Origin of the sequence: Streptomyces sp. NPDC049577 (assembly GCF_040675635.1) — a bacterium.
Classification (GTDB): Bacteria; Actinomycetota; Actinomycetes; order Streptomycetales; family Streptomycetaceae; genus Streptomyces.
This window is the reverse complement of record NZ_JBFAPH010000068.1, coordinates 1-21,467: the sequence shown is the minus strand read 5'-3', so window position 1 is coordinate 21,467 and position 21,467 is coordinate 1. Positions and strand designations below refer to the sequence as shown.

The window sequence follows — 21,467 nt, the reverse complement described above, 5'->3', positions numbered from 1 at the left end:
CGGGACGGTCGGGCAGCAGCTCCACCGGGGCCGTCGCGAGCCAGGCGTCCGGCAGTCCGGCCGGCACGACGACGCGGCGGGAGCTCCGCCGGTCGAGCAGTTCCGCGAGGAGGCCGGGCAATTCGGGCTCCCGCACGCGGTGCACGAGGGCGCGGTAGTCCCGCAGGTTCTCGGCGAGCAGGTCGACCGTCTCGTCAGGGGTGCGCGTGCCGTGGACGGGCAGATAGTCGCGCGGTACGGGGACGTCCTGCGGCCGTTCGTGCGGCGGCACGTCCGCGAGCGCACGCCGTACGCGGGCCAGGATCCGGGCCCGTGCGGTGCCGTTCGCGGGGGTGCTCATGAGAGGCCGTTCCCTTCTCCGTCGCCGCTCCCGGTCCCGGCGTCACCGCGCGTCCGGGCCCACCAGTCCCGGAAGGACTCGGCCGGCATCTCGGGCAGTTCGCGGGTGTCCGACCAGGCGCGGCCCGGCCCCGGCAGCCGGCGGGGGTGGAAGCGCCGGGTCCGGGCGGCGAGCCGCTGGCCGCGGCGCAGCGCCCCGGGGTGATCGAAGGTCCAGCCCGCGGCACGCATGACGGCTCGCTCCCCGGCATGCCGCCGGGCCGGTTTGATGACGGTGCGGGTGCCGCGGACGGTCGCTTCGCCGCCCTCCACGACCCGCTCGCGCAGGTGCACCAGGATCTCGGGGATGTCGATGGCCACGGGACAGGCGTCGTAGCACGCGCCGCACAGGGAGGAGGCGAAGGGCAACGACTCTTCGAGTGGAGAGGCCAGTCCCCGCAACTGCGGGGTGAGGACGGCGCCGATGGGGCCCGGGTACGGCGAGCCGTAGGCGTGACCGCCGGCCCGCTCGTACACGGGGCACACATTGAGGCAGGCGGAACAGCGGATGCAGCGCAGCGCCTGCCGGCCGACGGGGTCGGCGAGCGCGTCGGTGCGCCCGTTGTCGAGGAGGACCAGATGGAAGGCACGGGGGCCGTCCTCGTCGGTGGTGCCGGTCCACATCGAGGTGTAGGGGTTCATGCGTTCGGCGGTGGAGGAACGGGGGAGCAGTTGGAGGAAGACTTCCAGGTCCCGCCAGGTCGGCACGGTCTTCTCGATGCCGACGACGGAGATCAGCGTCTCGGGGAGGGTGAGGCACATGCGGCCGTTGCCCTCGGACTCGACGACGACCAGGGTCCCGGTCTCGGCGACCATGAAATTGGCCCCGGAGACGGCGACCTTGGCGTTCAGGAACTTCTCGCGCAGATGCAGCCGCGCCGCCTCGGCCAGCTCGGCGGGCCGGTCGGTGAGACCCTCGGGGGCCGGCCGCCCCCAGTCGGCCATCCGGTCGCGGAAGATGTCGCGGATCTCGGCACGCCCGCGGTGGATCGCCGGGACGAGGAGATGGGAGGGCAGATCGTCCCCCAACTGCACGATCAGCTCGGCGAGATCGGTCTCGTACGCCCGGATGCCCGCCCGCTCCAGCGCGGCGTTGAGGCCGATCTCCTGGGTGGCCATGGACTTGACCTTGACGACCTCCGTCTCGCCCGTGGCCCGGACCAGGTCGGTGACGATGCGATTGGCCTCGTCGGCGTCGGCGGCCCAGTGGACGGTGCCCCCCGCACGGACGACGTTCTCCTCCAGGCGCACCAGATACCGGTCGAGGTGCCGCAGCGTGCGGTCCTTGATGGCGGCCCCGGCGGCCCGCAGCCGGTCCCAGTCCTCGAGTTCGGCGACGGCCCGGTCCCGTTTGGCGCGGATCGTGTGCGTGGCGCGGCGGAGATTGGCGCGCAGCGTGGCGTTCCCGGTCGCGACGGCCGCCGCCCGGGGGAAGGCCGGCATCCCGAGATACGTGCGGGCAGCTGCCGGGGGTCGTGGAGGCAGGGTCACGGGAGCCTCCCGTCGGTGCTGGCGAGGATCTCGGCGATGTGCAGCGTGCGTACGGGGGAGCTCTGGCGGGCGAGGGTGCCGCCGATGTGCATGAGGCAGGAGTTGTCCACGGCGCAGACGGCTGCGGCTCCGGTGCCGGTGACGGCACGTGCCTTGTCGGCGCCCATGGCGGCGGAGACGGCGGCGTTCTTCACGGCGAAGGTGCCGCCGAAGCCGCAGCACTCCTCGGCGCCCGGCAGCTCGCGCAGGATGAGCCCCTCGACCTTCTCGAGAAGCATCCGGGGGCGGTCACCGAGGCCGAGCAGGCGCAGGCCGTGACAAGTGGGGTGGTAGGTGACGGTGTGCGGGAAGCGGGCGCCGACGTCGGTCACGCCCAGCACGTCGACGAGGAACTCGGTGAGTTCATAGGTCCTGGGCACCGCGCTCGCCGCAGCCTCGGCCAGCCGCGCGCCCCGCTGCTCGTCCCCGTGTTCGGCGTCCTGCTCGGCGGCGGCGCGGGCCACGAGGCGCGGGTAGTTGTCGCGGACCATGGCCGCGCAGGAGGCGGAGGGGGTGACGATGCAGTCGTAGTCGCGGAAGGCGGCGGCGTAGCGGGCCATCAGCGGTTCGGTCCGGTGCCGGTAGCCGGTGTTGTACAGGGGCTGGCCGCAGCAGCTCTGGGCCATGGGGAACCCCACCTCGACACCGAGCCGCTCCAGCAGGGTGACGACGGCACGGCCGGTGCGCGGGTACAGGGTGTCGTTGACGCAGGTGACGAACAGCCCTACGCGCATGCCGTCCTCCTCGCGGCGATGATCGTCCGCCGCCCCATACTGCCCCAGCGCATGGGCCGCTGTGAAGGACCGAAAGACCGCGGTGCCGGTCGTCGTGCGGCGGCGGATCCCCGCCCGGTGCCGTCCGGGCGTCAAGATGGACCCATGACCGACACCTTCCACACCCACGTCCTGCGCATCACCACCGGGTCCGCGGAGACGGTGTACGACCTCACCGGCGACTGCGAGGCGTTCCTGCGCCAGGCGGCCGGGGGCCGCGACGGGCTGCTGAATATTTTTACGCCGCACGCAACGGCCGGCCTGGCTGTCATCGAGACGGGCTCCGGCAGTGACGACGACCTCCTCGCCGCCCTGGGCGACCTGCTGCCCGCCGACGACCGCTGGCGGCACCGGCACGGCAGCCCGGGCCATGGGCGCGACCACGTGCTGCCCGCCTTCGTCCCGCCGCACGCGACGCTGCCGGTCATCGGCGGCAGGCTGGAGCTGGGCACCTGGCAGTCCGTATGCCTGGTCGACACCAACCGGGACAATCCGAACCGCCAGGTGCGGCTGACCTTCCTGGGCTGACCCTTCCGGGCCGGCCGTTCAGGGAGATCCTGCGAGGTCCCGCGAGCTCCGCGAGGTCAGTCGCGCTGGGCCGACGCCGGCAGCTGGCGGAGCTTCACCGGGGTCTTCGTGTTGAACGCCCAGTCGAGCATCTTGACGGCGTCCGGGTAGCGGTTGGTGGCGTCGTTGAGGACGACGCCCACCACCGTGCGCTTGCCGCGCTGGGCGGCGAAGACCAGGCACGGTCCGGCGGCGGTGCCGGTGCCGGTCTTGATGCCGATGGCGCCCTTATAGGAGCCCAGCAGCTTGTTGGTGTTGTCCCAGTAGTAGGTGCGGTTGACGTTCGCGGCCTTCTGCTTGGTCGAGGCGGTCTTGGCGACCACGGCGAACATGCCGTTGGCGAGAGCGTGGCGGGCCAGCTTCGCGGAGTCGCGCGGGGTGGTGTAGTTGTTCCCCGCCCGCGATATGCCGTCGAAGGAGTCGTACTTCGTGTTCTTCAGGCCGAGCTCGGCGGCCCGCTTGTTCATCTTGTCGATGAACGACGCCGTGCGCTGCGCCTCGGTCTTGCCGGTCCCCAGGGTGTCCGCGAGCGCGTACGCCGCGTCGCAGCCCGAGGGCAGCATCAGACCGTAGAGCAGCTGGCGTACGGTCAGCTTGTCGCCGGTCCGCAGATCCGCGGTGCTCGCGCCGGTGCGCTGCACGTAGTCGCGGTACGACTGCTTGATGGTGATCTGCTTGTTCAGATCGATGCCGCGGGTGTCCAGGACCGTGACCGCGGTCATGATCTTGGTGGTGCTGGCCATCTGCCGACGGGTGTCGGCGTCCTTGGCCCACAGCTCCTTGTTGGCCCCGCTGTCCAGCAGGAACGCGCCCTTGGCGGCGACGCCCGACGGGCCGCTCGCTGCCTCGGCGGTCGTCGCCGGGAGTGCGACGGCCACCGCGGCGGTCGTCGCGAGGACCGCCGCGCCCCAGCGGCGGGCCGGTCTTACTCCGCTTGGCTCCATGTGAATACCTTTTCCTCACTCGATGGGCTGAGCGTGCAGATAATCGCACTCACGCGAGAGCGAGGAGAACCTGGGGCGTCCTCAGATGCCCCTGAAGCAGGGCGGATCAGACGACGGGACGCTCCGCCGCGCGCCCCACCGCCTCGACCAGCGGCACCATCCGGTACGGCACCCGCTCGCGCAGCACCATCTCGGTGCGGGTGCGCACCACGCCGGGGAACCGCACCAGCCGCTGGATCACGTCCTCCAGGTGCGCGGCGTCCCGGGCGACGACGCGGGCCATCAGATCGCCGCCGCCGGTGATCGAGAACGCCTCGATGATCTCGGGCACCTCGCCGAGCGTGTCCGCCACCGTGTCCAGCCGCCCCTGGGTCACCTCGATGTGGACGAACGCGAGCACCGGGTGCCCGAGCGCGGCCGGGGACAGCCGTGGCCCCGTGCCGGTGATCACGCCGTCGCGCTCCAGCCGGTCGAGCCGGGCCTGGAGCGTGCCGCGCGCGATGCCCAGCAGACGTGCGCACTCGCGCACGCTCGTCCGCGGCTGTTCGAGCAGCAGCCGGAGGATCCTGGAGTCCAATGCGTCCACGGCCATGGACCAACGGCTCCCTCGTGGTCGAAGATCTGGGAATTCGACTGTACCAATGGCCCAATGGACCAAGGACCTCTTGAGCCGCTGGGCGGCAGATGATTTCCTTTTACACAGATGGCGTTGCGCACGGCTGTGTCGGACGGCGAGGAAGCCGGTTCCGGCCCCCCGCAGCGCCTTTGTCATGCCAGATGTCATGCGGGCACCGGGCCGGACGCCATGTCCCGGCCCCCGACCGACGCGCAGAAATGGGGGCGGCAGCTCTGAAGAGGATGTTCGTGGCTCCGGATCCGGGCCGGCTCAGGCTCCGCACCTCCGCCCGTGCCGTCATCGGAGTGACGCTCGCGGTCACCGTCACGGTGCTGGCCGGGCTGCCGCTGTCCGCGTCCATCACGGGCGGGCTCGCGGCCCTCCTCGCGCTGTTCACCGTCGCCGACCCGACCGTGCGCCGCCAGGCGGTCACCACGGCCCTGCTGCCGGCCGTCGGCTTCCCCGTCCTCGCCCTCGCGACCTGCCTGCACGCACTGCCACTGGCCCGTGACGCCGCGTTCCTCGCCGTCGTCTTCGCCGGCGTGTACGCGCGCCGCTGGGGCGCCCGCGGGCAGGCCCTGGGGATCTTCGCGTTCATGCAGTTCTTCGCGACCCAGTTCCTGCACGCCGTGCCCACCCAGCTGCCCGTCCTCTACACGGCCGTGCTCATGGCGCTGGCCTCGACGTCCCTCGTCCGGTTCGGCCTGTGGTGCATCGAGCGCCGCACCCCGCCGCCCGCCGCGCCCGCCCCGCCGGCGGCCCGCGGCCTGGCCCGGCCCACCACCCGGCAGGCGTTCCAGAACACCGTGGCCTGCGCCCTGGCCCTGGGCGTCGGCCAGCTCGTCTCCGACCAGCGCTGGTACTGGGCCGTCGGCACCGCCTGGTGGATCTTCGTCAACACGGCCTCGCGTGGCGAGACGCTCGTCCGCGGCTTCCGTCGCGTCGTCGGCACGCTGGCCGGCATCGGCGTCGGCCTCCTCGTCGCCGTCCCCCTGCACGGCGCTCCCGTGCCCACGGTCGTCCTCGTCGCCCTCTGTGTCTTCGGCATCTTCTACACCGCGGCGCCCTCGTACAGCTGGATGATGTTCTTCGTGACCGTCATGGCCGGGCTGCTGTACGGGCTCCTCGGCGTGCTCCACCCCGGTCTGCTCGTCCTGCGCCTGGAGCAGACGCTGGTGGGCGCGGCGGGCGCCGCCATCGCGGTCGCCGTGGTGCTGCCCGTCACCACCCACGCCGCCACCGACGGCTGGATCCAGCGCGCCCTGCTGGCCGTACGGCACTGCACGGCCCAGTCCGCGCGCCGGCTGGCCGGCGACGAGGCCGCCGACCCCGCGCCGCACGTCGCCGAGCTCGAGACCCTGCTCGCCCGGGTCCGGCTCTCGGTCGCCCCGCTGCTGCACCCGCTCAGCCCCCTGCGCGAGCGCCGCGAGCGCGCCCGGCAGGTCGTCCTCCACCTCGACGACTGCGCCGCCCAGGCACGCGGTCTCGCCGCCGTCGCGGCCGACCCGGACGCCTCGCACGACGCCCGGCTGACCGCAGCCTGCCAGCGGGTCGAGGCCGCCCTGCACACCCTGGTCGGCCCCGGGGGCGCCCCGGCGCCCCTCACGGACCTCGCGGCCACGGCCCCGGGACACCACCCCGGTGCCGAACGCGCCCTGGCCCATCTGCACGACCTGGAGACGGCCCTCGCCTCCCTGGCCCACCCCCTGAGCGGCTCCCGCCCCTCGTCCCTGGCCGGGGCCTGACCGGCGCGCCCGACCGGCGCCCGAGCCGGGTGGGCCGGGTCAGCGGACGGCGAGGACCATCCGGAACCGCGCGGCGCCCGAGAGCATCTTGCGGTACGCCTCGCCGGCCCCGTCCAGCGGCATGGTCTCGATCATCGGGCGGATCCCGCGCAGGGCGCTGAACGCCAGCGTGTCCTGCACGTCCTGCGCGCTGCCGGACGGGTGGCCGCGGACGGTCCTGCCCTGCATGAGCAGCTGGTTCGGGCTGATGCCCAGCGGCTCGGTGTCCGCGCCGATGACCACCAGCTCGCCGCGGTGGGCCAGCCCGTCGACGGTCGCCGTGATGGCCTCGGAGCTGGCGGCGGTGGCCAGGACGACCTTGGCGCCGCCGAGTGCCCGCAGCGCGTCCGCGACGGGAGTGTCCGCCGTGCTGTCGACGTAGTGGTGCGCGCCGAGCCGCTCGGCGAATTCGGCCTTGCCGGCCCCGCGGGCGATGGCCACGGTCTCGAAGCCCATGGCCGCCGCGTACTGCACCCCCAGATGGCCCAGTCCGCCGATGCCGAGCACGGCCACCAGGTCACCCGGCCGCGCGGAGCTGCGGCGCAGCCCGTTGTACGTGGTCACCCCGGCGCAGGCCATGGGCGCGGCGTCGGCCGCCGGCAGCCCCTCCGGGATCCTGGCGAGGGCGCCGGCCGGGGCGATCAGCGCCTCGGCGTAGCCGCCGTCGTACGCCCAGCCGGGGACCCGGAGGTTCTCGCACACGATGAAATCGCCCTGCCGGCAGGGCGTGCAGTGGCCGCAGCTGCCGCCGAACCAGCCGACGGCCACGCGGTCGCCCACCCGCCATGCCTCGCCGGTCCCCTCGCCGAGCTCCTCGATCCGCCCGGCGACCTCGTGCCCCGGGACGACCGGGAACCGCACGTCCGGCAGCATGGCCTCGACGAACATGGCGTCGCTGTGGCAGATCCCGCAGGCGTCCACCGCGACCCGCACCTGGCCGGGGCCCGGCCGCGGTACCTCACGCTCCACGATCGCGAACGGGCCGCCGGCCTCGGCGACCTGCGCGACTCGGTAGGTGCTCATCCCGGCCTCCCCGCTCTCTCTCGGCGCCAGGCCCCCCGGAAAACCCCCTCCTCACCAGCAGAACAGCTCCGCCCCCGTCCCGCGCGCCGGGACCGGGCACACCCCTGAGGAGGGCGGCCGGGCCGGCGGAAATCGGCCGATGGGCCGATAAGCGCTCGGGGGCCGCGTTCCTAGCGTGGGGGCCATGTTCAACGCACACGCCCTCACCGACAGCACCGCGGCCGTACCGCCGCACCACGATCACCAGGCGCCGGACGCCAACGAGCTGCGCGCCCTCGCCACACCGCTGGCCGACATGCTGGCCGCGCACAGCGGCCTGAGCGTCCAGCTGGCCGTCCCGCACGCGCGGGGCGCCCGGATCGTCCACCACGTCTTCCGCCCCGACAACACGCTCCAGCAGCTCGAGACCGGCCGGATCCGGCCCGCGGGCAGCGCCCTGGCCGCGGCGCTGGGAACCCGCCGGGCGCGCTGCGTGTACACCGTCGAGGAGGATCAGCCGGACACCGCCTCCCTGGCCACCTCCCTCACCGACGCCGAGCCCCGCCCGTGGCCCGTGGCGCTCGCCCTGGTCGGCCCCCGCGACGCCCTGCACCCCGGTACGGAGGCAGGCCGGCGCCGACGGACGATGCTCTGCGAGACCGCCGACGCCCTCGCGGACGCCCTGACCGGCGGGTGAACGCCGCCGGACCACAAGGAGCGGTTCCCCACGGAGCGGTTCCCCACGGATCAGTTCCCCACGGATCAGCTCTCCACGGTCTGCACCCGCGGCGGATGACCGTTCCAGGTCACGAACACCGAACTCGTCCGTGCCCCGGACACGAAGTCGACGCGGATCCACTGCACCTGCGTCCACACCCGCATCTCCCAGCCCTCGTCCGGCGTCGCCGACACGAGCGTCGCCGCCCCCTCGCCGAGGTCGAAGACCACCCGGCCGCCCGTCACCGGGAAGCTCCTCACCCCGTCGCCACCCGGGGACGGCCGCGAACCCGACGGGGACGGCCCGGGCGCGCCCGGCCGACCGGACGGCGCGGAGGAGCTCGGCGGCGGTGACGAAGGCGCCGGCACCGGCGACCGGACACCGCTCGTCGCGGACACCGACGCGGCGGGCGACGGCACCGCGGCGCGGGAGAGCGGCAGCGCGCGGGGCGGCTCGTGCCCCGTGCCCGTCAGCACCGTCCGCACCCCGTACCAGGACACCGCCATCGCGGCGCCCGTCGCCAACACCCAGGCCAGGGCGTGCACTACACCTCGTCTCATCCGGCTCATGCTGCCTCACCCGAATGGCGTACGGTGCGGCCCATGGCAAGACTGCTCGTCGTCGAGGACGATCCGTTCGTCCGTTCCGCCCTCATCCGGCAGCTGACCGAGGCGTCCCACACCGTCCGCAGCGTCGGCACCGCCCTGGAGGCACTGCGGGAGGTCGCGCACGTCGGCTTCGACGCGGTCGTCCTCGACCTCGGACTGCCCGACCTCGACGGAGCGCAGGCACTGAAGATGCTGCGCGGCATCACCGACGTGCCGGTCATCGTGGCCACCGCGCGGGACGACGAGGCGGAGATCGTCCGGTTGCTCACCGACGGCGCCGACGACTACCTGGTCAAGCCCTTCTCCGCGGCGCACCTCACGGCGCGCGTCACCGCCGTGCTGCGCCGCGCGGGCGGCCGGACCGGACACCCGGGCCCGGCGGGGGAGCCGGTGCCCGCGCGCGTCCTGCGCGTCGGCGGCCTGTCGGTCGATCCGCTGCGCCGCCAGGCCGAACTCGACGGCACACCGCTCGACCTGACCCGGCGCGAGTTCGACCTGCTGGCTTACCTGGCCGAGCGCCCCGGCATCGTCGTCCCGCGCAGGGAACTCCTCACCGAGGTCTGGCAGCAGTCCTACGGCGACGACCAGACCATCGACGTCCATCTCTCCTGGCTGCGCCGCAAACTGGGGGAGACGGCCGCCCGGCCGCGCTATCTGCACACCCTGCGCGGCGTCGGCGTGAAGCTGGAACCCCCGGCCGCATGAGATGGGCACTGGTCAAGGTCTCGCTCGCCGTCACCGTGATGGTCGTGCTGGCCTTCGCCGTACCGCTCGGCCTGGTCGTCAGGGAGCTCGCCCGCGACCGGGCCTTCACCGACGCCGAGCGGCAGGCCGCCCAGATCCGGCCGGCCCTCGCCATCACCACCGACCGCGCCCAGCTGGAACGGGCGGTCGCCAGCTCGCAGGCCGGTGAGATGGGGCGGCTCGCGGTCCACGTGCCGCGCACCGGCACCGCCCCGGCGGCCGCGCACGACGCCGGCGACGAACACGCCGCCTACGACATCGGCCACTCCCGCGCCGTCCCGCGGGAGGTGGAGACCGCGCGCCGCGGCCGTTCCCTCGTCACCGCCGTGCCCGGCGGCTACGCGCTCCTCCAGCCGACCGCCCTGAGCGCCGGGGAGTTCGCGGTGGTCGAGGTCTACGTGCCGCACAGCGCGGTCGGCAACGGCGTCACCACCTCGTGGCTGATCCTCGCCGGAGTCGGCCTCGCCCTGATCGCCGGCTCCGTCGCCACCGCCGACCGGCTCGGCCTGCGCCTGGTGCGGCCCGCCGAACGGCTCGCCCGGGTCGCCGTCGCCCTGGGTGAGGGCAGGCTCGGTGTACGGGTGCCCGAGGACGGCCCGGCAGAACTGCGCGCCGCCGCCGTGGCCTTCAACTCCATGGCGGACGACATCGTCCGGCTGCTCGCCGGCGAGCGCGAGCTCGCCGCCGACCTCTCGCACCGGCTGCGCACCCCGCTCACCGTCCTCCGCCTCAACGCGGCCTCGCTCGGCGACGGCCCGGCGGCCGAACAGACCCGCGCCGCCGTGGCCCAGCTGGAACGCGAGGTCGACCAGCTCATCCGCGCCGCGCGGGAGGAACGCCGGCACAAGCCGCAGCCCACGCTCGGCTGCGACGCCTGCGAAGTGATCCGCGAACGCATGGACTTCTGGTCCGCGCTCGCCGAGGACGAGGGCCGGACGGTCCGGCTGGCGGGCGTCGACGCGACCGCACGCGTCCCCGTCGCCCGTCCCGAACTCGCCGCCGCCCTGGACGCGATGCTCGGCAACGTCTTCCGGCACACGCCCGAGGGCACCGCCTTCGCGGTGGACGTCCACCACAGCGAGGACGCCGTCATCGTGCTCGTCTCCGACGCGGGCCCCGGCATCGCCGATGCCGACGCCGCACTGCGCCGCGGTCACGGCGCGGGCGGCACCGGCTCCACCGGCCTCGGCCTGGACATCGTCCGCCGCGTCGCGGAGTCGACCGGCGGCGACGTACGGATCGGGCGCTCGGTGCTCGGCGGCGCGGAAGTACGCGTCTGGCTCTCCCTGAACGGCGGCGCCGCACCACGCCGCGAGCGCCGCCGGGTACGCGGGGTACGGCGCGGCCGTCCGCGCCGCTGACGCGTACGGAACTTCCACACGATCCCGTTGAGGACCCTGCGGTCATCCAGCCGTTTGCGTCCACGCAAAGGCACGGGCAGCAACGGCCGAACGAACTCCCACGCCTGCTCGGCTTGCCCGGCGTCCATCTTCTCGGGGTCGGCGTCGCAGCGGCATTGAGGGCGCTTACAGCCGCTATGAGCGGAATGGCACCTTTGTCACCCATCGCCAGGTCCTGGGGCGGGGGACGCGGGGCATGGCGGGCTGGTCGGGGATGTCGTCCTCGCGTTGGGCGGCGTACCAGCCAAGGGCGCGCATCAGCGCTTTGGGCATGGTGGGGGGCAGTGTGGTGTCCATGGCGGTCCAGGACTTGTCGAGGAGTGTTGTGGCGTGTGCGCGGCAGGCCTCGACGGCGCCGCACTCGATCAGGGTGCGGGCGACAGTCAGGGCCGTGACGGGGGTGGCTTTGCCGCCGCGCACGGCGTTCCATACGGCGCGGCGCTGTTTCGCCGACAGGAGCGGTACGGCGAGGGCCAGGGGCATGGTGACCTTGCCGTTCTGGAGGTCTTCGGCCACGCGCTTGGCGGCTCGTCGGTGCCCGTGACGCTCCATGGTGCCGACGCCGTGGAGGTCCGCGACGTCGTCGCTGATCTGGTAGGCCACTCCCAGGGCCTCGGCGTAGTCGCCGATGGCTGTGATCTGGGCCTCGTCGGCGCCTGCCAGCAGGGCGCTGATCTCGGTGATGGCGCGTACCGGGTAGGCGGTCTTGAGCCGGTGGTTGGAGTGCAGGCGCTGGAGCAGCTCCGTGGCATCACCGGTGGCGACGGCGGTGTCCATGGCCTCGTCGTGGCCGGCGATGTCGAGGGCCTGCCCGGCGTGCGCCCCGCACAGGCCGCGCAGATACGTCTGGTAGACGCGCAGGCGTAGTGCGGGGTCGTCGGGCAGGATGTCGTCGGCCACGCGGTCGAGGATGAAGTAGGCGTTGGTGCCGGCGTTGATGGCGGTGGGTACGCCGAAGACCTGGTGGGCGGAGGGGCCGCCACGGCGCAGGGGCGAGTTGTCCTCGACGTCGTCGACGATCAGCGCACCAGTGTGGAGCAGTTCGGTGACCGCCATCAGGGAGCGGTAGCGGTCCGCTTCTTTGCTGAAGTGGGCCATGACGCACATGGCCGCGAGGGAGCGCCATGTCTTTCCGCCCAGGTCGATCACGTGCCGGACGGGCGTCACGAGTGACGCGTGCACCTGGGCGGCCGCGGAGGCGTCGAGCGGTTGGTGGCCGTCCAGCCCGGCGATGTTGTGCACCACGGCGGGGTCGGGGGCATCGGGGTAGAGAAGGCGCACTTCCGCTTGGGTGATTTGGCGGACCCGGCGCATCTGGTCTTCGAGGTCGCTGATGGTGTTGGGTGGGACGATCTCCACGAAGGCGTGGCCGCTCACGGGGCGGCCGTCCATGGTGCCCTCGATGCGGGACTGACCCTGCCAGAAGGCCAGTCCGGTGACCAGCGGCCGGGACTCCTGCTCGCGGACGGGCGTGGTCAGGCACACGTCCAGTGCCAGGTCCGGAATCCGCAGCCGCATGCCGATCGGGTAGGAGGTCACCGTGAGGGGGGAGACCCAGTATTGGGAGGCCGTCAGGTCGGCGGTGGCCGGGCGGTGTACCCCGTCGGGGGAGACGGTGGTGCAGATTGTGCGCTGGGAGAGCTCGACCCAGGCACCGATGTGGTCGTCGTGCTGAGCCGTCGTAGGGGTGACCCAGCGCTCGCCCGGTTCGGCGCTGCCCGCGCTGGTGGGCTTGGTGTCGACCAGGCTCGTCCGCAGGGCCGCCACGTCCCAGCCGTTGTCCAGTTGCAGCTCCATCTTCACGGCGGCTGCGTCGAGGTTCTTGTGCAAGTGAGGGTCGCGCCGTCCCTCGCCGCCGAAGGAGTGCTCCAGCCACGCCTCCCCCACGACACGGGCAGGTGCGCGGCCGGGCAGGGTCAGACTGCCCCGGGCACCGAGCCGGGGCACGCAGTAGGTGTACAGGCTGTCGATGCTGTCCTTATGCGCCTTGTCAGGCCACCAGAGCGGCATCGCCCCTTCGTCGCCCAGCGGTACCGGCTTCTTACCTGGCTGAAGGACCAGGTCGAAGCTCTCCTCCTGGCCCGTCACCGTCAGGTGGTACGAGCCGTCCGAGTGCCCTCGCAGAGTGGCCACACCGCCGAAGTCCAGGCCCAGTGTGCGGGTGGAGAGTCTCACGGGCGCCTCCAGCAGCCGGTCCGGCAACAGGGGGCGGCCCCCGTCCAGTGCTTCCTCGACGGCTCGGCGTACGCGGGGGTCCCAGCGTGTGTCGTCCCGGACGGCCGAGCGGGTGGCGGCGAAAGCCGCGCCGTCCATCCAGGACTCGTAGCTGTAGGTGCTTGTGGCCGCATGGGTGCGAGACCAGATCAACGCGTGGGCGGGGTCGTGCGCGGAGGGTTCGTCCGGAGTCGCCCGATAGCACAGGAACAGTACGGACAGCCCGTGCCCGTCGCCTTCGGACGTCCGTACCCGGGCGTTGACGGACCACATCTCTACGCCGCAGTCCGGATGGGGCGGGTCATCACGCGCCGGGTCGACCGTGCCGCCCCGAGGCGGCCAGTCATGTCGCCACTGGGGCGGATGCGGGGTACGGCGGCCGGCTTCGGTCTCGGCGGATGCCGCTGACAATCTCTGTGAGGTGTGCTTGTTCATGTGTTCATGGGGTGTCCAAAAGGTTGTTCAAATGGGAATTCCTGCGGCGCGCAGGACACACAGAAGGCTTCATTCGCGTGCGCAGGTCGGGACGGTCGGAGAGCGGGACGGGGTCGCCGGTCACGCGTCGGGGGCTGTGGGCGCCGCGTCGTCCGCGGTCGACACGACTCCGTCCAGTTGTCCGGAACTCGCTTGCAAATCCACCAGGTCGGCGCGTGCATAACTGAGCGTCAGGCTCGGCAGGAACACCGGTGTCAGGAGTAGCTCAGGTGTGACGTTGAACGGAAGAACGCCGAAGAGACGACCGGAGATGGCCGTCGCCGTGCCACTGACCGTTCCAGTGAGCCGGCTCCGAGCGGCAGACAGCGAGGGCCCGGAGCGACCGGAACCCGGGACCAGGCGCACCCCCTGGGCCGTGGCATCGGTCAGCGTGCAGTGCAGGACCGGCAACGGACGCCCATCCGACCGGCGGACACTGGTGCGGCGGCAGAAGGCGGCCCGGCCGGTGAGCCTTCGAACGGTCAGCGCTCTCCCGGTCCCGGCTCCGGGAGGAAGAGCCCGCTCGTGCCGTGCGAACGCGCAAGCCGCGGCCGCTTCGTACGCCTGCGGTTCGTCGCACCGGGCGGCAGCCTCCAAGGGCGTCGGGGTGGGGGACGAGAGAGGCGAAGGCAGCAAGACCAGAGGCAGCAAGGCGACCGCGGGCAGCCTGCGCATTCGGTCACGGCCCGAATCCGTCCGCGCGGCGGACGGCGGGTCGGCCGGTGGCCGGGGTCCTCTCCAGGCGAAGGCCAGCGCACCACCGACCACACCCAGCGCGCTGCCTGCGAGGAATCCACCGAGGTTGCAGGCGACCAGCGCCGCCAGCGACAGCCCGACGGCCGCCAGCCCAGCGGGCGCATGCAGCTGCGGCTGGGCGTACAGCACCCAGCCGGTAAGCAGCAGCGGGAGGCTGATGCCGAGCCCCGCGTTCGCCGCGACCCCCGGCACGGTGATCGCCACCGGAAAGGCGGCGAACGGCAGGGCGATCATCTCGACAGCGGCGGCCGTGACCAGGCATGCGGCGACGACGGGCCGGGCACAGCGCCGACCGCGCCCGGCATGCGTCCGCTCTCGCCGGGGGATCAGAAACACTCGTGCCGCCCGAACTCGACCGAGACCTTCATGCCTGGCATGCGGAAGGTCCCTGCGCTGCTGGTCGACGCGGTCATACGGAACCGTTCCATCTCCAACCGTCGCACGGTCTGCCGCATAGTTCCGCCGCCGGAGGTGCCGCCGACCTTCAGGCCGGTGAACTCCGCGTCGGCGCTGAGCTGTCGGGCATCGATCACCATGGATGTGGCCGTGACGGGGCGGCGCTGCCCGGCGGTCACCCGCATCGTGACGTCACCGAGAGGGGTGGGCACCAGCATCGACTGACACATGCGGGTGATCGACACGTGCTCTGCGGTCGCGATGATCGCTTCATGCCGGTCGGACTGATCGCTCAGCCCGGGATACTGGCTGACACCACTCTGCTTCACCTGCTCCGCCGACACTTTGAACAACGACCCTGAAACAGCGATCGACGCGGGCAAGGCACCTGCGGCTGTGGCCGACAGCAATCCGAAGGCCATCACGGACGCTGTCGCCAACACCGCACCGAACCTGGCCCAGTTCGTGGGCCCCATCGATTTACGTAGCCCTTTGAGCAGCCCCGTGAACAGCCGCCCGGGCCTTTTCCAGCCGTTGCCCATGCCGCCGTAACCGGTACGGCGCCCCCAGGGTCACAGAGAATCACTCATATAAGTGAGATGATCCTGAAAGGGTGGCGCAACGGCTGACGGCGGCCGTGACAAGCGGAGGCGGCCAGGGCCACCCACAGTCACCGAGACCGCACCTTCGTGATCGGCTTCACGGAAAGCCTGGCAGAGCCCTCGACCCTGGCCACCAGGTCCCGAGCGTCGCCGGATACGTGCCTCGGTCTGAAGGTCCGGCCCGAAACCACGGGACTGTGCAATTCCACGGCGGCGGCCAAGGGGCGGCACCGTCGTTCGTACGGGTGACGACACCGCCAACGACCGTAGCGAGAAGACAGCCTGGGTCGGTGTCCGCTGCGACCTTGGCCTACAGCCCGGCCTCACCTTCATCCCGCGGACCAGCACGCGACACCCCGACCCGCGCCTCAGGGCTCCCCGTCACACGTCGGCGGGGAGCCAAACCGGGAGCCACCGCAGGTGACTGTCAGCGGAGGAGTGCGGACGTTGCCGGACCGGCTCCTGCGAAGGAGCCGAGCTCGCGGCGGGGTTCATCTGCCCGGCCGTCGGCCCTCGGTGCGCTTTTCTTACCCCGCGCTCATGCCTTCCTTAAGCCCGCCATAAGAAGCGAGCCACAGGCCCGCATTGGGTGATTCGCCTCGTTCGTTCTCGCTAACGTGCCGCCGTGTCCACCCCCCACCCCCGATTTTGAACAGGCAGGCACGCGATGGGTTCCTCCGCACACCGCCGGCGGCTGAGCCGCAAGGCGAAGCTGGCCGGCGTCTGCGCCGCCGCGGCGCTCGCGACGGGCGCCGCGTTCACCCTCACCGGCACGGCCCGGGCCGCCTCGGCCGGCGCGGCGTTCGCCACCACCAGCGCCTGGTCGGGCGGCTACACCGGCCAGTACGTCATCACCAACGACACGGGCACGGAACTGTCCGGCTGGAAGCTGACGTTCGACCTGCCGGCCGACGCGAGGATCACGTCCCTGTGGAACGGCAGGCACACCGTCAGCGGCCGTGGCGTCACCGTCGAGCCTGAGAGCTGGAACGCGGCCATAGCCCCCGGAAAGTCCGTGACCGTCGGCTTCGTCGCGACGGGCTCCGCCACCGCTCCCGCCAACTGCCGTATCAACGGCGCAAGATGCTCGGCGGGTGAGAACCCCGGCCCCCGGCCCACCGGCACCACCCCGGCCCCCACCCCGACGTCCCCGGCACCCACGTCCCCGGCTCCCGGCGGCGCGCACGCCGCCTTCGCCCCCTACGTCGACACCTCCCTCTACCCCGCCTACGACCTGCTGGGCACCGCAGAGAAGACCGGAGTGAAGAACTTCAACCTGGCCTTCATCACCTCCGGCGGCGGCTGCACCCCCAAGTGGGGCGGCGTCACCGACCTCGGCGCCGACGCCGTCGCCGCGCAGATCGGCAGGCTGCGCGCGGCCGGCGGCGACGTGCGGGTCTCCTTCGGCGGCGCCGCCGGCTCCGAACTGGGCCTGGCCTGCTCCTCGGTCGACGAGCTCGCCGCCGCCTACGGCAAGGTCGTGGACGCGTACCGGCTCACCGCCGTCGACTTCGACATCGAGGGCGCCGCACTGCCCGACACCGCCGCCAACACCCGCCGCGCCCAGGCCGTCGCCCGGCTCCAGAAGCAGCACCCCGGCCTCGACGTCTCCTTCACCCTCCCCGTCCTGCCCACCGGGCTCACCCAGGACGGCGTCAAGCTCGTGGAGAACGCCAAGAAGAACGGCGTCGCCCTCTCCACGGTCAACATCATGGCGATGGACTACGGCGCCTCCTTCGGCGGCGACATGGGCCGGTACGCGATCGACGCGGCCACCGCGACCCAGGCGCAGCTCAAGGGCGTGCTGGGGCTCGGCGACGCCGCCGCCTGGAAGGCCGTCGCCGTCACCCCGATGATCGGCGTCAACGACGTGGCCACCGAGGTCTTCACGGTCGACGACGCGAAACAGCTGACGGCGTTCGCCCGGAGCAAGGGCATCGCCTGGCTGTCCATGTGGTCGGCGGCCCGCGACAAGCCCTGCCCGGGCGGGCCGCAGAGCTCGGCGTCCGCGACCTGCAGCTCGATCCAGCAGGACCCCTTCGCCTTCACCAAGGCGTTCGCCGCCCGATGAGCTGACCCCGCCCCTCCACGCCCCCCACCAGCCCCCACACCGCCCCGCACGCCCGGCTCCCCCCACCTCGCGCCGGCGTGCGGGGCACCCCTCACCTCCCCCAGGAGAATCCCGATGCGCATACGCCACCAGGCCGTCCGGACGTCCCTGCTCGCCCTCGCACCCCTCGCGCTCACCGCGCTGGCCGCATCGCCGGCCGGGGCGCACGGCTCCATGACGGACCCGGTCAGCAGGGTCTCCGCCTGCTTCGCCGAAGGGCCGGAGCACCCTCGCTCGGCGGCCTGCAAGGCCATGGTCGCGGCCGGCGGTACCCAGCCGCTCTACGACTGGAACGAGGTCAACATCGGCGACGCCGCCGGGCGCCACCGCGCGATCATCCCGGACGGCAAGCTGTGCAGCGCCGGACGCGACAAGTACCAGGGGCTGGACCTCCCGCGCGCCGACTGGCCCGCGACGAAGCTGGCACCCGGCGCGCACACCTTCCGCTACCGGGCCACCGCCCCGCACCGGGGCACGTTCGAGCTGTACCTCACCAAGGACGGCTACGACCCGGCCAAGCCGCTGAAGTGGTCGGACCTGGAGGCCAAGCCCTTCGTCAAGGTCACGAACCCCGCCCTGAAGGACGGCAGCTACACCTTCACCGGCACCGTGCCGAGGAGGACGGGCCGACACCTCGTCTACAGCATCTGGCAGCGCTCCGACAGCCCCGAGGCCTTCTACACCTGCTCCGACGTCGACTTCGGCGGAACCCGCACGCCGGCGGCGGCACAGGCGCCCTCCGCACCCACCGCCTCCGCGCCCGGCGACCGGCAGATCGCCGAGGGAGCCGCCAAGTCGACGGTCGATCACACCGCGCACGGCGGGCACGGCGGGGACGACGGCGCCCGGCCCGCCGCGGCACGCGACACCGGCGCGCACACCGACGGCGTCGGGACCGCCGGCGCCCCCGCCGCGGCCCCCGCCGCGCAGCACGGCGAGCTCGCCGAGACCGGCGGCGGCCGCAGCACCCTCCCGCTGGCCGTCGCCGGCGCCGGAACCCTGGCGGCCGGGTCCGTCGCCCTGCTCCTCGTCGCACGCCGGCGCTCCGCCCGCGGCCGCTCCTGAGGCCCGCCGCGTCCCCGCCGCTGTAGCGTCTGCTCTGTCGGGTCAGACGCGGATCGACGGACGGGACGGTGCGATGGGCGGCGGCAGCGATCGGCGGCGGTGGGCGTACCTCGGGTCGTACACCGAGGAGGGCGGACGCGGCATCACCGTCGCCGAAGTGGACGCGGCGACGGGTGCCCTGACGGCCCGGTACTCCACGGCCGAGCCGGCCGATCCGTCCTTCCTCGCGCTCGCCCCGGACGGCGGCGTGCTCTACGCGGTGAGCGAGACCGACGACGGCTCGGCCGCCGCCCTGTCCCTGGCCGACCCGGCGCGTCCCCGCCCCCTGGGCGCGCCCGTGCCGGTCCGGGGCGATGCCCCCACGCATCTGGCTCTCGCCGCGGGGCGGTTGTTCACCGCCAATTACGGATCGGGCAGTGTCAGCGTGCTCCCGGTCGGCGACGGCGGGACCCTCGGGCCGCCCTCGGAGGTGTTCGCACACCGGGGCAGCGGCCCCGTGACCGACCGTCAGGCCGGACCCCACGCCCACGCGGTGGTCCCGGACCCCTCCGGGCGCTGGCTGCTCTCCGCCGACCTCGGGACGGACTCGGTGTGGACGTACGCGCTCGACCCGGCCACCGGGGCGCCCGCGCCGCACGGGCAGAGCGTGCTCCCCGCCGGCAGCGGCCCGCGGCACCTGGCCTTCCACCCGCGCGGCGAGCACGCCTACGTCGTCAACGAGCTGGAGCCGACCGTCACCGTGTGCCGCTGGGACGCGGTATCGGGCAGGCTGGAGCCGACGGGCGGCACGCGGGTGGTGCCCACCGGGGTACGGATGACCACCTACCCGTCGGCCCCTGTCGTCTCCGCCGACGGCCGCTTCCTGTGGGTGGCCAACCGCGGCCACGACAGCATCGCCACGCTCGCCCTCGACGCGTCGGGGGAGCGACCCGAGCTCCGGGGCACCGTGGCCTGCGGCGGCCGCTGGCCGCGCCATCTGGCCGCCGGCCCCGGCGACCGGCTGCTGTACGCCGCCAACCAGCGCTCCGGCGACGTCACCTGGTTCACCGTCGACGAGGACTCGGGGCTGCCGCGCCGCGCCGGCTCGATCGACGTACCGGCCGCGTCCTGCGTGCTCCTGGCCTGAACCCCGCCCGGCCTGAACCCCGCCATGGCCTGAACCCCGCACGCGTCAGGACACGGCGAAGGCCCCCACGGACCACCGTGGAGGCCTTGCCCCGAAGAGACCGCGGCACCGTCGCGTCAGTGGACCTGCGCCCCGGGCGTCCGGGTCTGCGGCGCGATGCCCAGCGCCTCGCTGTACTTGGCGAGGGCGAGCTTGCCGATCGCCGGGTATGCGCCGAGCGGCTCGGCCACCGCGCAACCCGCCTCCTTGGCGGCCATGGCGGGCAGCGTCTCGTCCACCTCGGGACCGATCAGGCAGGGCGCGAGCGCCAGGTTCCGCGAGCCGGACTCGCGCAGCCGCTCGGCGGCACGGGCCACGCCGCCGTCCTCGTCCAGCGCGGCGGCCAGCACCGGCACCGCGAGCCGCGCGGAGAGCAGCATGCCCGTGATGCCCGCCGCCTGCACGGCCTCCTCGCCGCCCACCGTGGCCAGCACGATGCCGTCGGCGGCGGTTGCGACCGTGAACAGCCGTGCCCGGTCGGCGCGGGCCAGACCCGCCTCGGACAGGCGCACGTGCAGCGCCTCGGCGAGCAGCGGGTGCGGGCCGAGCGCGTCGGTCAGCTCACTGGCCGAGCCGCTGTTCATGACGGCCTGGCGTATCCGGCGCATGACCGCCTTGTCCGGTCCGGCCAGCAGCGGTACCACGACGGCGTCGGGCGCCCGCTCCCACGGGTCCTCGACGCCCTCGGCGGCCGCTTCGCGCGGTTCGCCACCGCGAGCGGCGCGCTGTGCGGCGGCGTGGCCGAGGACGGCGTCCAGCGCCGGGAAGCCCTCGCCGGCCTCCGCCTGCTCGGCGGCGTCGAGGTAACCGATGCGGGCGTCGAGGCCGGGCAGCTCGGAGCGGGCGATGCTGAGGATCTCCTCGGCATGGCGGCGCGTGGTCAGGTCGGGCGTCCCCGGAACGGCGAGCACCAGGGGAGGCGCACCCGCCGGGGCGGCCGCGGGCTCCGGCCGCCGGTGCCGTCCAGGCTGGCGGGGACGCGGCATTCGTACTGGCAGGCCGGACGCGGGCCCTGTGGGGGAGCTCATGGCGCCGCATGTTAGTCGTTCATAGGACTTGACTGTTCGGGTGGGGCCCACTCGGCAGTGTCTGTCCGGATTTATTCGTTGGTTCATCCGACGGACACGGATGTGTTCAGCAAATGACACGCAACATCACGTCGTCGACGGGCAGCCGCAGACTGTCCGTCAGCAACGCCCCGGCGACGTGCGATGCGCCGTCCAGGGGATCGCCGCGCGCCTCGGCGAGTCTGGCGTAAGGTAGTTGCAACTGCAACTCGCGATGGAGGGGGTCGAGGAGGGGCGCGCCGATCCGCGTCAGCCCGCCGGTGAGTGCCATGTCGGTCCCGCGTGCGGCTCCGGCCGTTCCGGCCGCCGGCCGGGGGCAGACGGCCGCGGCCGTCTCGGCGATGTGCCGCGCGGCCGCGCGGAGGATGCCGGCGGCGACCGGGTCGCTCGCCGCGCACCGGCCGACCTCCGGCGCGAAGGACGCCAGTACGGCCGTGCGGTCCGCGCGGGGGTACAGCTTCCCCGGCAGCTCCTGGGCGGGCCCCAGGACCGCCTCCAGGCGTGCCAGCAGCGCCCGGGAACCGCCCGCGCGCCCGTCGTGGGCGCGCAGGGCC

At 73.1% G+C, this 21,467-nt stretch carries 18 protein-coding genes and 2 pseudogenes; 8 read left to right on the top strand and 12 right to left on the bottom strand.

Annotated elements, in window-relative coordinates; translation table 11 throughout:
• The 3 genes and pseudogenes from AB0K09_RS11045 to AB0K09_RS11035 form a co-directional block, all read right to left on the bottom strand.
• A pseudogene (locus AB0K09_RS11045) lies at window positions 1-340 on the bottom strand (lactate utilization protein C); the annotation flags it as partial.
• On the bottom strand, window positions 337-1,821 hold the full coding sequence (locus AB0K09_RS11040; protein WP_366065027.1) for a lactate utilization protein B: 1,485 nt from the start codon (window positions 1,819-1,821) through the stop codon (window positions 337-339). The gene AB0K09_RS11040 and the pseudogene AB0K09_RS11045, both read right to left, overlap by 4 nt.
• A 44-nt stretch (window positions 1,822-1,865) precedes the next feature.
• Window positions 1,866-2,642: a (Fe-S)-binding protein gene (locus AB0K09_RS11035; protein ID WP_366065026.1), complete on the bottom strand. Its 777-nt coding sequence runs from the start codon at window positions 2,640-2,642 to the stop codon at window positions 1,866-1,868.
• Between the two features lie 144 nt (window positions 2,643-2,786).
• Here AB0K09_RS11035 and AB0K09_RS11030 point away from each other — a divergent pair, with 144 nt between their 5' ends.
• Complete coding sequence (locus tag AB0K09_RS11030) at window positions 2,787-3,209, top strand: YjbQ family protein (RefSeq protein ID WP_366065025.1); 423 nt, start codon at window positions 2,787-2,789, stop codon at window positions 3,207-3,209.
• Window positions 3,210-3,265: 56 nt separating this feature from the next.
• Here AB0K09_RS11030 and AB0K09_RS11025 read toward each other — a convergent pair whose 3' ends face one another.
• On the bottom strand, window positions 3,266-4,192 hold the full coding sequence (locus AB0K09_RS11025) for a serine hydrolase (RefSeq protein WP_366065024.1): 927 nt from the start codon (window positions 4,190-4,192) through the stop codon (window positions 3,266-3,268).
• Window positions 4,193-4,298: 106 nt separating this feature from the next.
• On the bottom strand, window positions 4,299-4,784 hold the full coding sequence (locus tag AB0K09_RS11020; protein ID WP_366065023.1) for an Lrp/AsnC family transcriptional regulator: 486 nt from the start codon (window positions 4,782-4,784) through the stop codon (window positions 4,299-4,301).
• 266 nt (window positions 4,785-5,050) lie between these two features.
• Between AB0K09_RS11020 and AB0K09_RS11015 the strand changes: the two genes are divergently transcribed.
• On the top strand, window positions 5,051-6,553 hold the full coding sequence (locus AB0K09_RS11015) for an FUSC family protein (RefSeq protein ID WP_366065022.1): 1,503 nt from the start codon (window positions 5,051-5,053) through the stop codon (window positions 6,551-6,553).
• A 39-nt stretch (window positions 6,554-6,592) separates the two neighbouring features.
• Here the strand turns inward: AB0K09_RS11015 and AB0K09_RS11010 are convergent, their stop codons facing one another.
• Window positions 6,593-7,615, bottom strand: a complete 1,023-nt coding sequence (locus AB0K09_RS11010; protein WP_366065021.1) for an alcohol dehydrogenase catalytic domain-containing protein — start codon at window positions 7,613-7,615, stop codon at window positions 6,593-6,595.
• 184 nt (window positions 7,616-7,799) lie between these two features.
• Between AB0K09_RS11010 and AB0K09_RS11005 the strand changes: the two genes are divergently transcribed.
• Window positions 7,800-8,291, top strand: a complete 492-nt coding sequence (locus tag AB0K09_RS11005) for a hypothetical protein (protein WP_366065020.1) — start codon at window positions 7,800-7,802, stop codon at window positions 8,289-8,291.
• Between the two features lie 65 nt (window positions 8,292-8,356).
• On the opposite strand, the gene AB0K09_RS11000 is transcribed toward AB0K09_RS11005, so the two are convergent.
• On the bottom strand, window positions 8,357-8,872 hold the full coding sequence (locus AB0K09_RS11000) for a hypothetical protein (protein ID WP_366065019.1): 516 nt from the start codon (window positions 8,870-8,872) through the stop codon (window positions 8,357-8,359).
• 42 nt (window positions 8,873-8,914) lie between these two features.
• Here AB0K09_RS11000 and AB0K09_RS10995 point away from each other — a divergent pair, with 42 nt between their 5' ends.
• Window positions 8,915-9,625, top strand: a complete 711-nt coding sequence (locus tag AB0K09_RS10995; RefSeq protein ID WP_366065018.1) for a response regulator transcription factor — start codon at window positions 8,915-8,917, stop codon at window positions 9,623-9,625.
• Complete coding sequence (locus AB0K09_RS10990) at window positions 9,622-11,025, top strand: HAMP domain-containing sensor histidine kinase (protein ID WP_366065017.1); 1,404 nt, start codon at window positions 9,622-9,624, stop codon at window positions 11,023-11,025. Before AB0K09_RS10995 ends, AB0K09_RS10990 begins: the two co-directional genes overlap by 4 nt.
• A 174-nt stretch (window positions 11,026-11,199) precedes the next feature.
• Here the strand turns inward: AB0K09_RS10990 and AB0K09_RS10985 are convergent, their stop codons facing one another.
• The 3 genes from AB0K09_RS10985 to AB0K09_RS10975 all read right to left on the bottom strand — a co-directional run bounded on the left by AB0K09_RS10985 (window position 11,200) and on the right by AB0K09_RS10975 (window position 15,446).
• Entirely contained in the window at window positions 11,200-13,551 is a 2,352-nt protein-coding gene (locus tag AB0K09_RS10985) for a polyprenyl synthetase family protein (protein ID WP_366065016.1), read from the bottom strand.
• 282 nt (window positions 13,552-13,833) lie between these two features.
• The gene (locus tag AB0K09_RS10980) at window positions 13,834-14,844 is read right to left on the bottom strand and encodes a DUF6114 domain-containing protein (RefSeq protein ID WP_366065015.1); all 1,011 of its coding nucleotides are present in this window, start codon (window positions 14,842-14,844) and stop codon (window positions 13,834-13,836) included.
• The gene (locus AB0K09_RS10975; RefSeq protein ID WP_366065014.1) at window positions 14,835-15,446 is read right to left on the bottom strand and encodes a DUF6230 family protein; all 612 of its coding nucleotides are present in this window, start codon (window positions 15,444-15,446) and stop codon (window positions 14,835-14,837) included. The genes AB0K09_RS10980 and AB0K09_RS10975 overlap by 10 nt, the downstream gene beginning before the upstream one ends.
• Before the next feature lie 727 nt (window positions 15,447-16,173).
• On the opposite strand from AB0K09_RS10975, the gene AB0K09_RS10970 reads away from it, so the two are divergent.
• The 3 genes from AB0K09_RS10970 to AB0K09_RS10960 all read left to right on the top strand — a co-directional run bounded on the left by AB0K09_RS10970 (window position 16,174) and on the right by AB0K09_RS10960 (window position 19,807).
• Entirely contained in the window at window positions 16,174-17,577 is a 1,404-nt protein-coding gene (locus AB0K09_RS10970; RefSeq protein WP_366065013.1) for a cellulose binding domain-containing protein, read from the top strand.
• Window positions 17,578-17,691: 114 nt separating this feature from the next.
• Complete coding sequence (locus AB0K09_RS10965; RefSeq protein ID WP_366065012.1) at window positions 17,692-18,681, top strand: lytic polysaccharide monooxygenase; 990 nt, start codon at window positions 17,692-17,694, stop codon at window positions 18,679-18,681.
• Between the two features lie 73 nt (window positions 18,682-18,754).
• Window positions 18,755-19,807, top strand: coding sequence for a lactonase family protein (locus AB0K09_RS10960; RefSeq protein WP_366065011.1), 1,053 nt, complete (start codon window positions 18,755-18,757; stop codon window positions 19,805-19,807).
• A gap of 116 nt (window positions 19,808-19,923) precedes the next feature.
• Here AB0K09_RS10960 and AB0K09_RS10955 read toward each other — a convergent pair whose 3' ends face one another.
• Window positions 19,924-20,874 carry a hypothetical protein gene (locus AB0K09_RS10955; RefSeq protein WP_366065010.1) on the bottom strand — a complete coding sequence of 317 codons (951 nt, stop codon included), beginning with the start codon at window positions 20,872-20,874 and terminating at the stop codon, window positions 19,924-19,926.
• 106 nt (window positions 20,875-20,980) lie between these two features.
• Window positions 20,981-21,467, bottom strand: a pseudogene (locus tag AB0K09_RS10950) (ATPase); the annotation flags it as partial.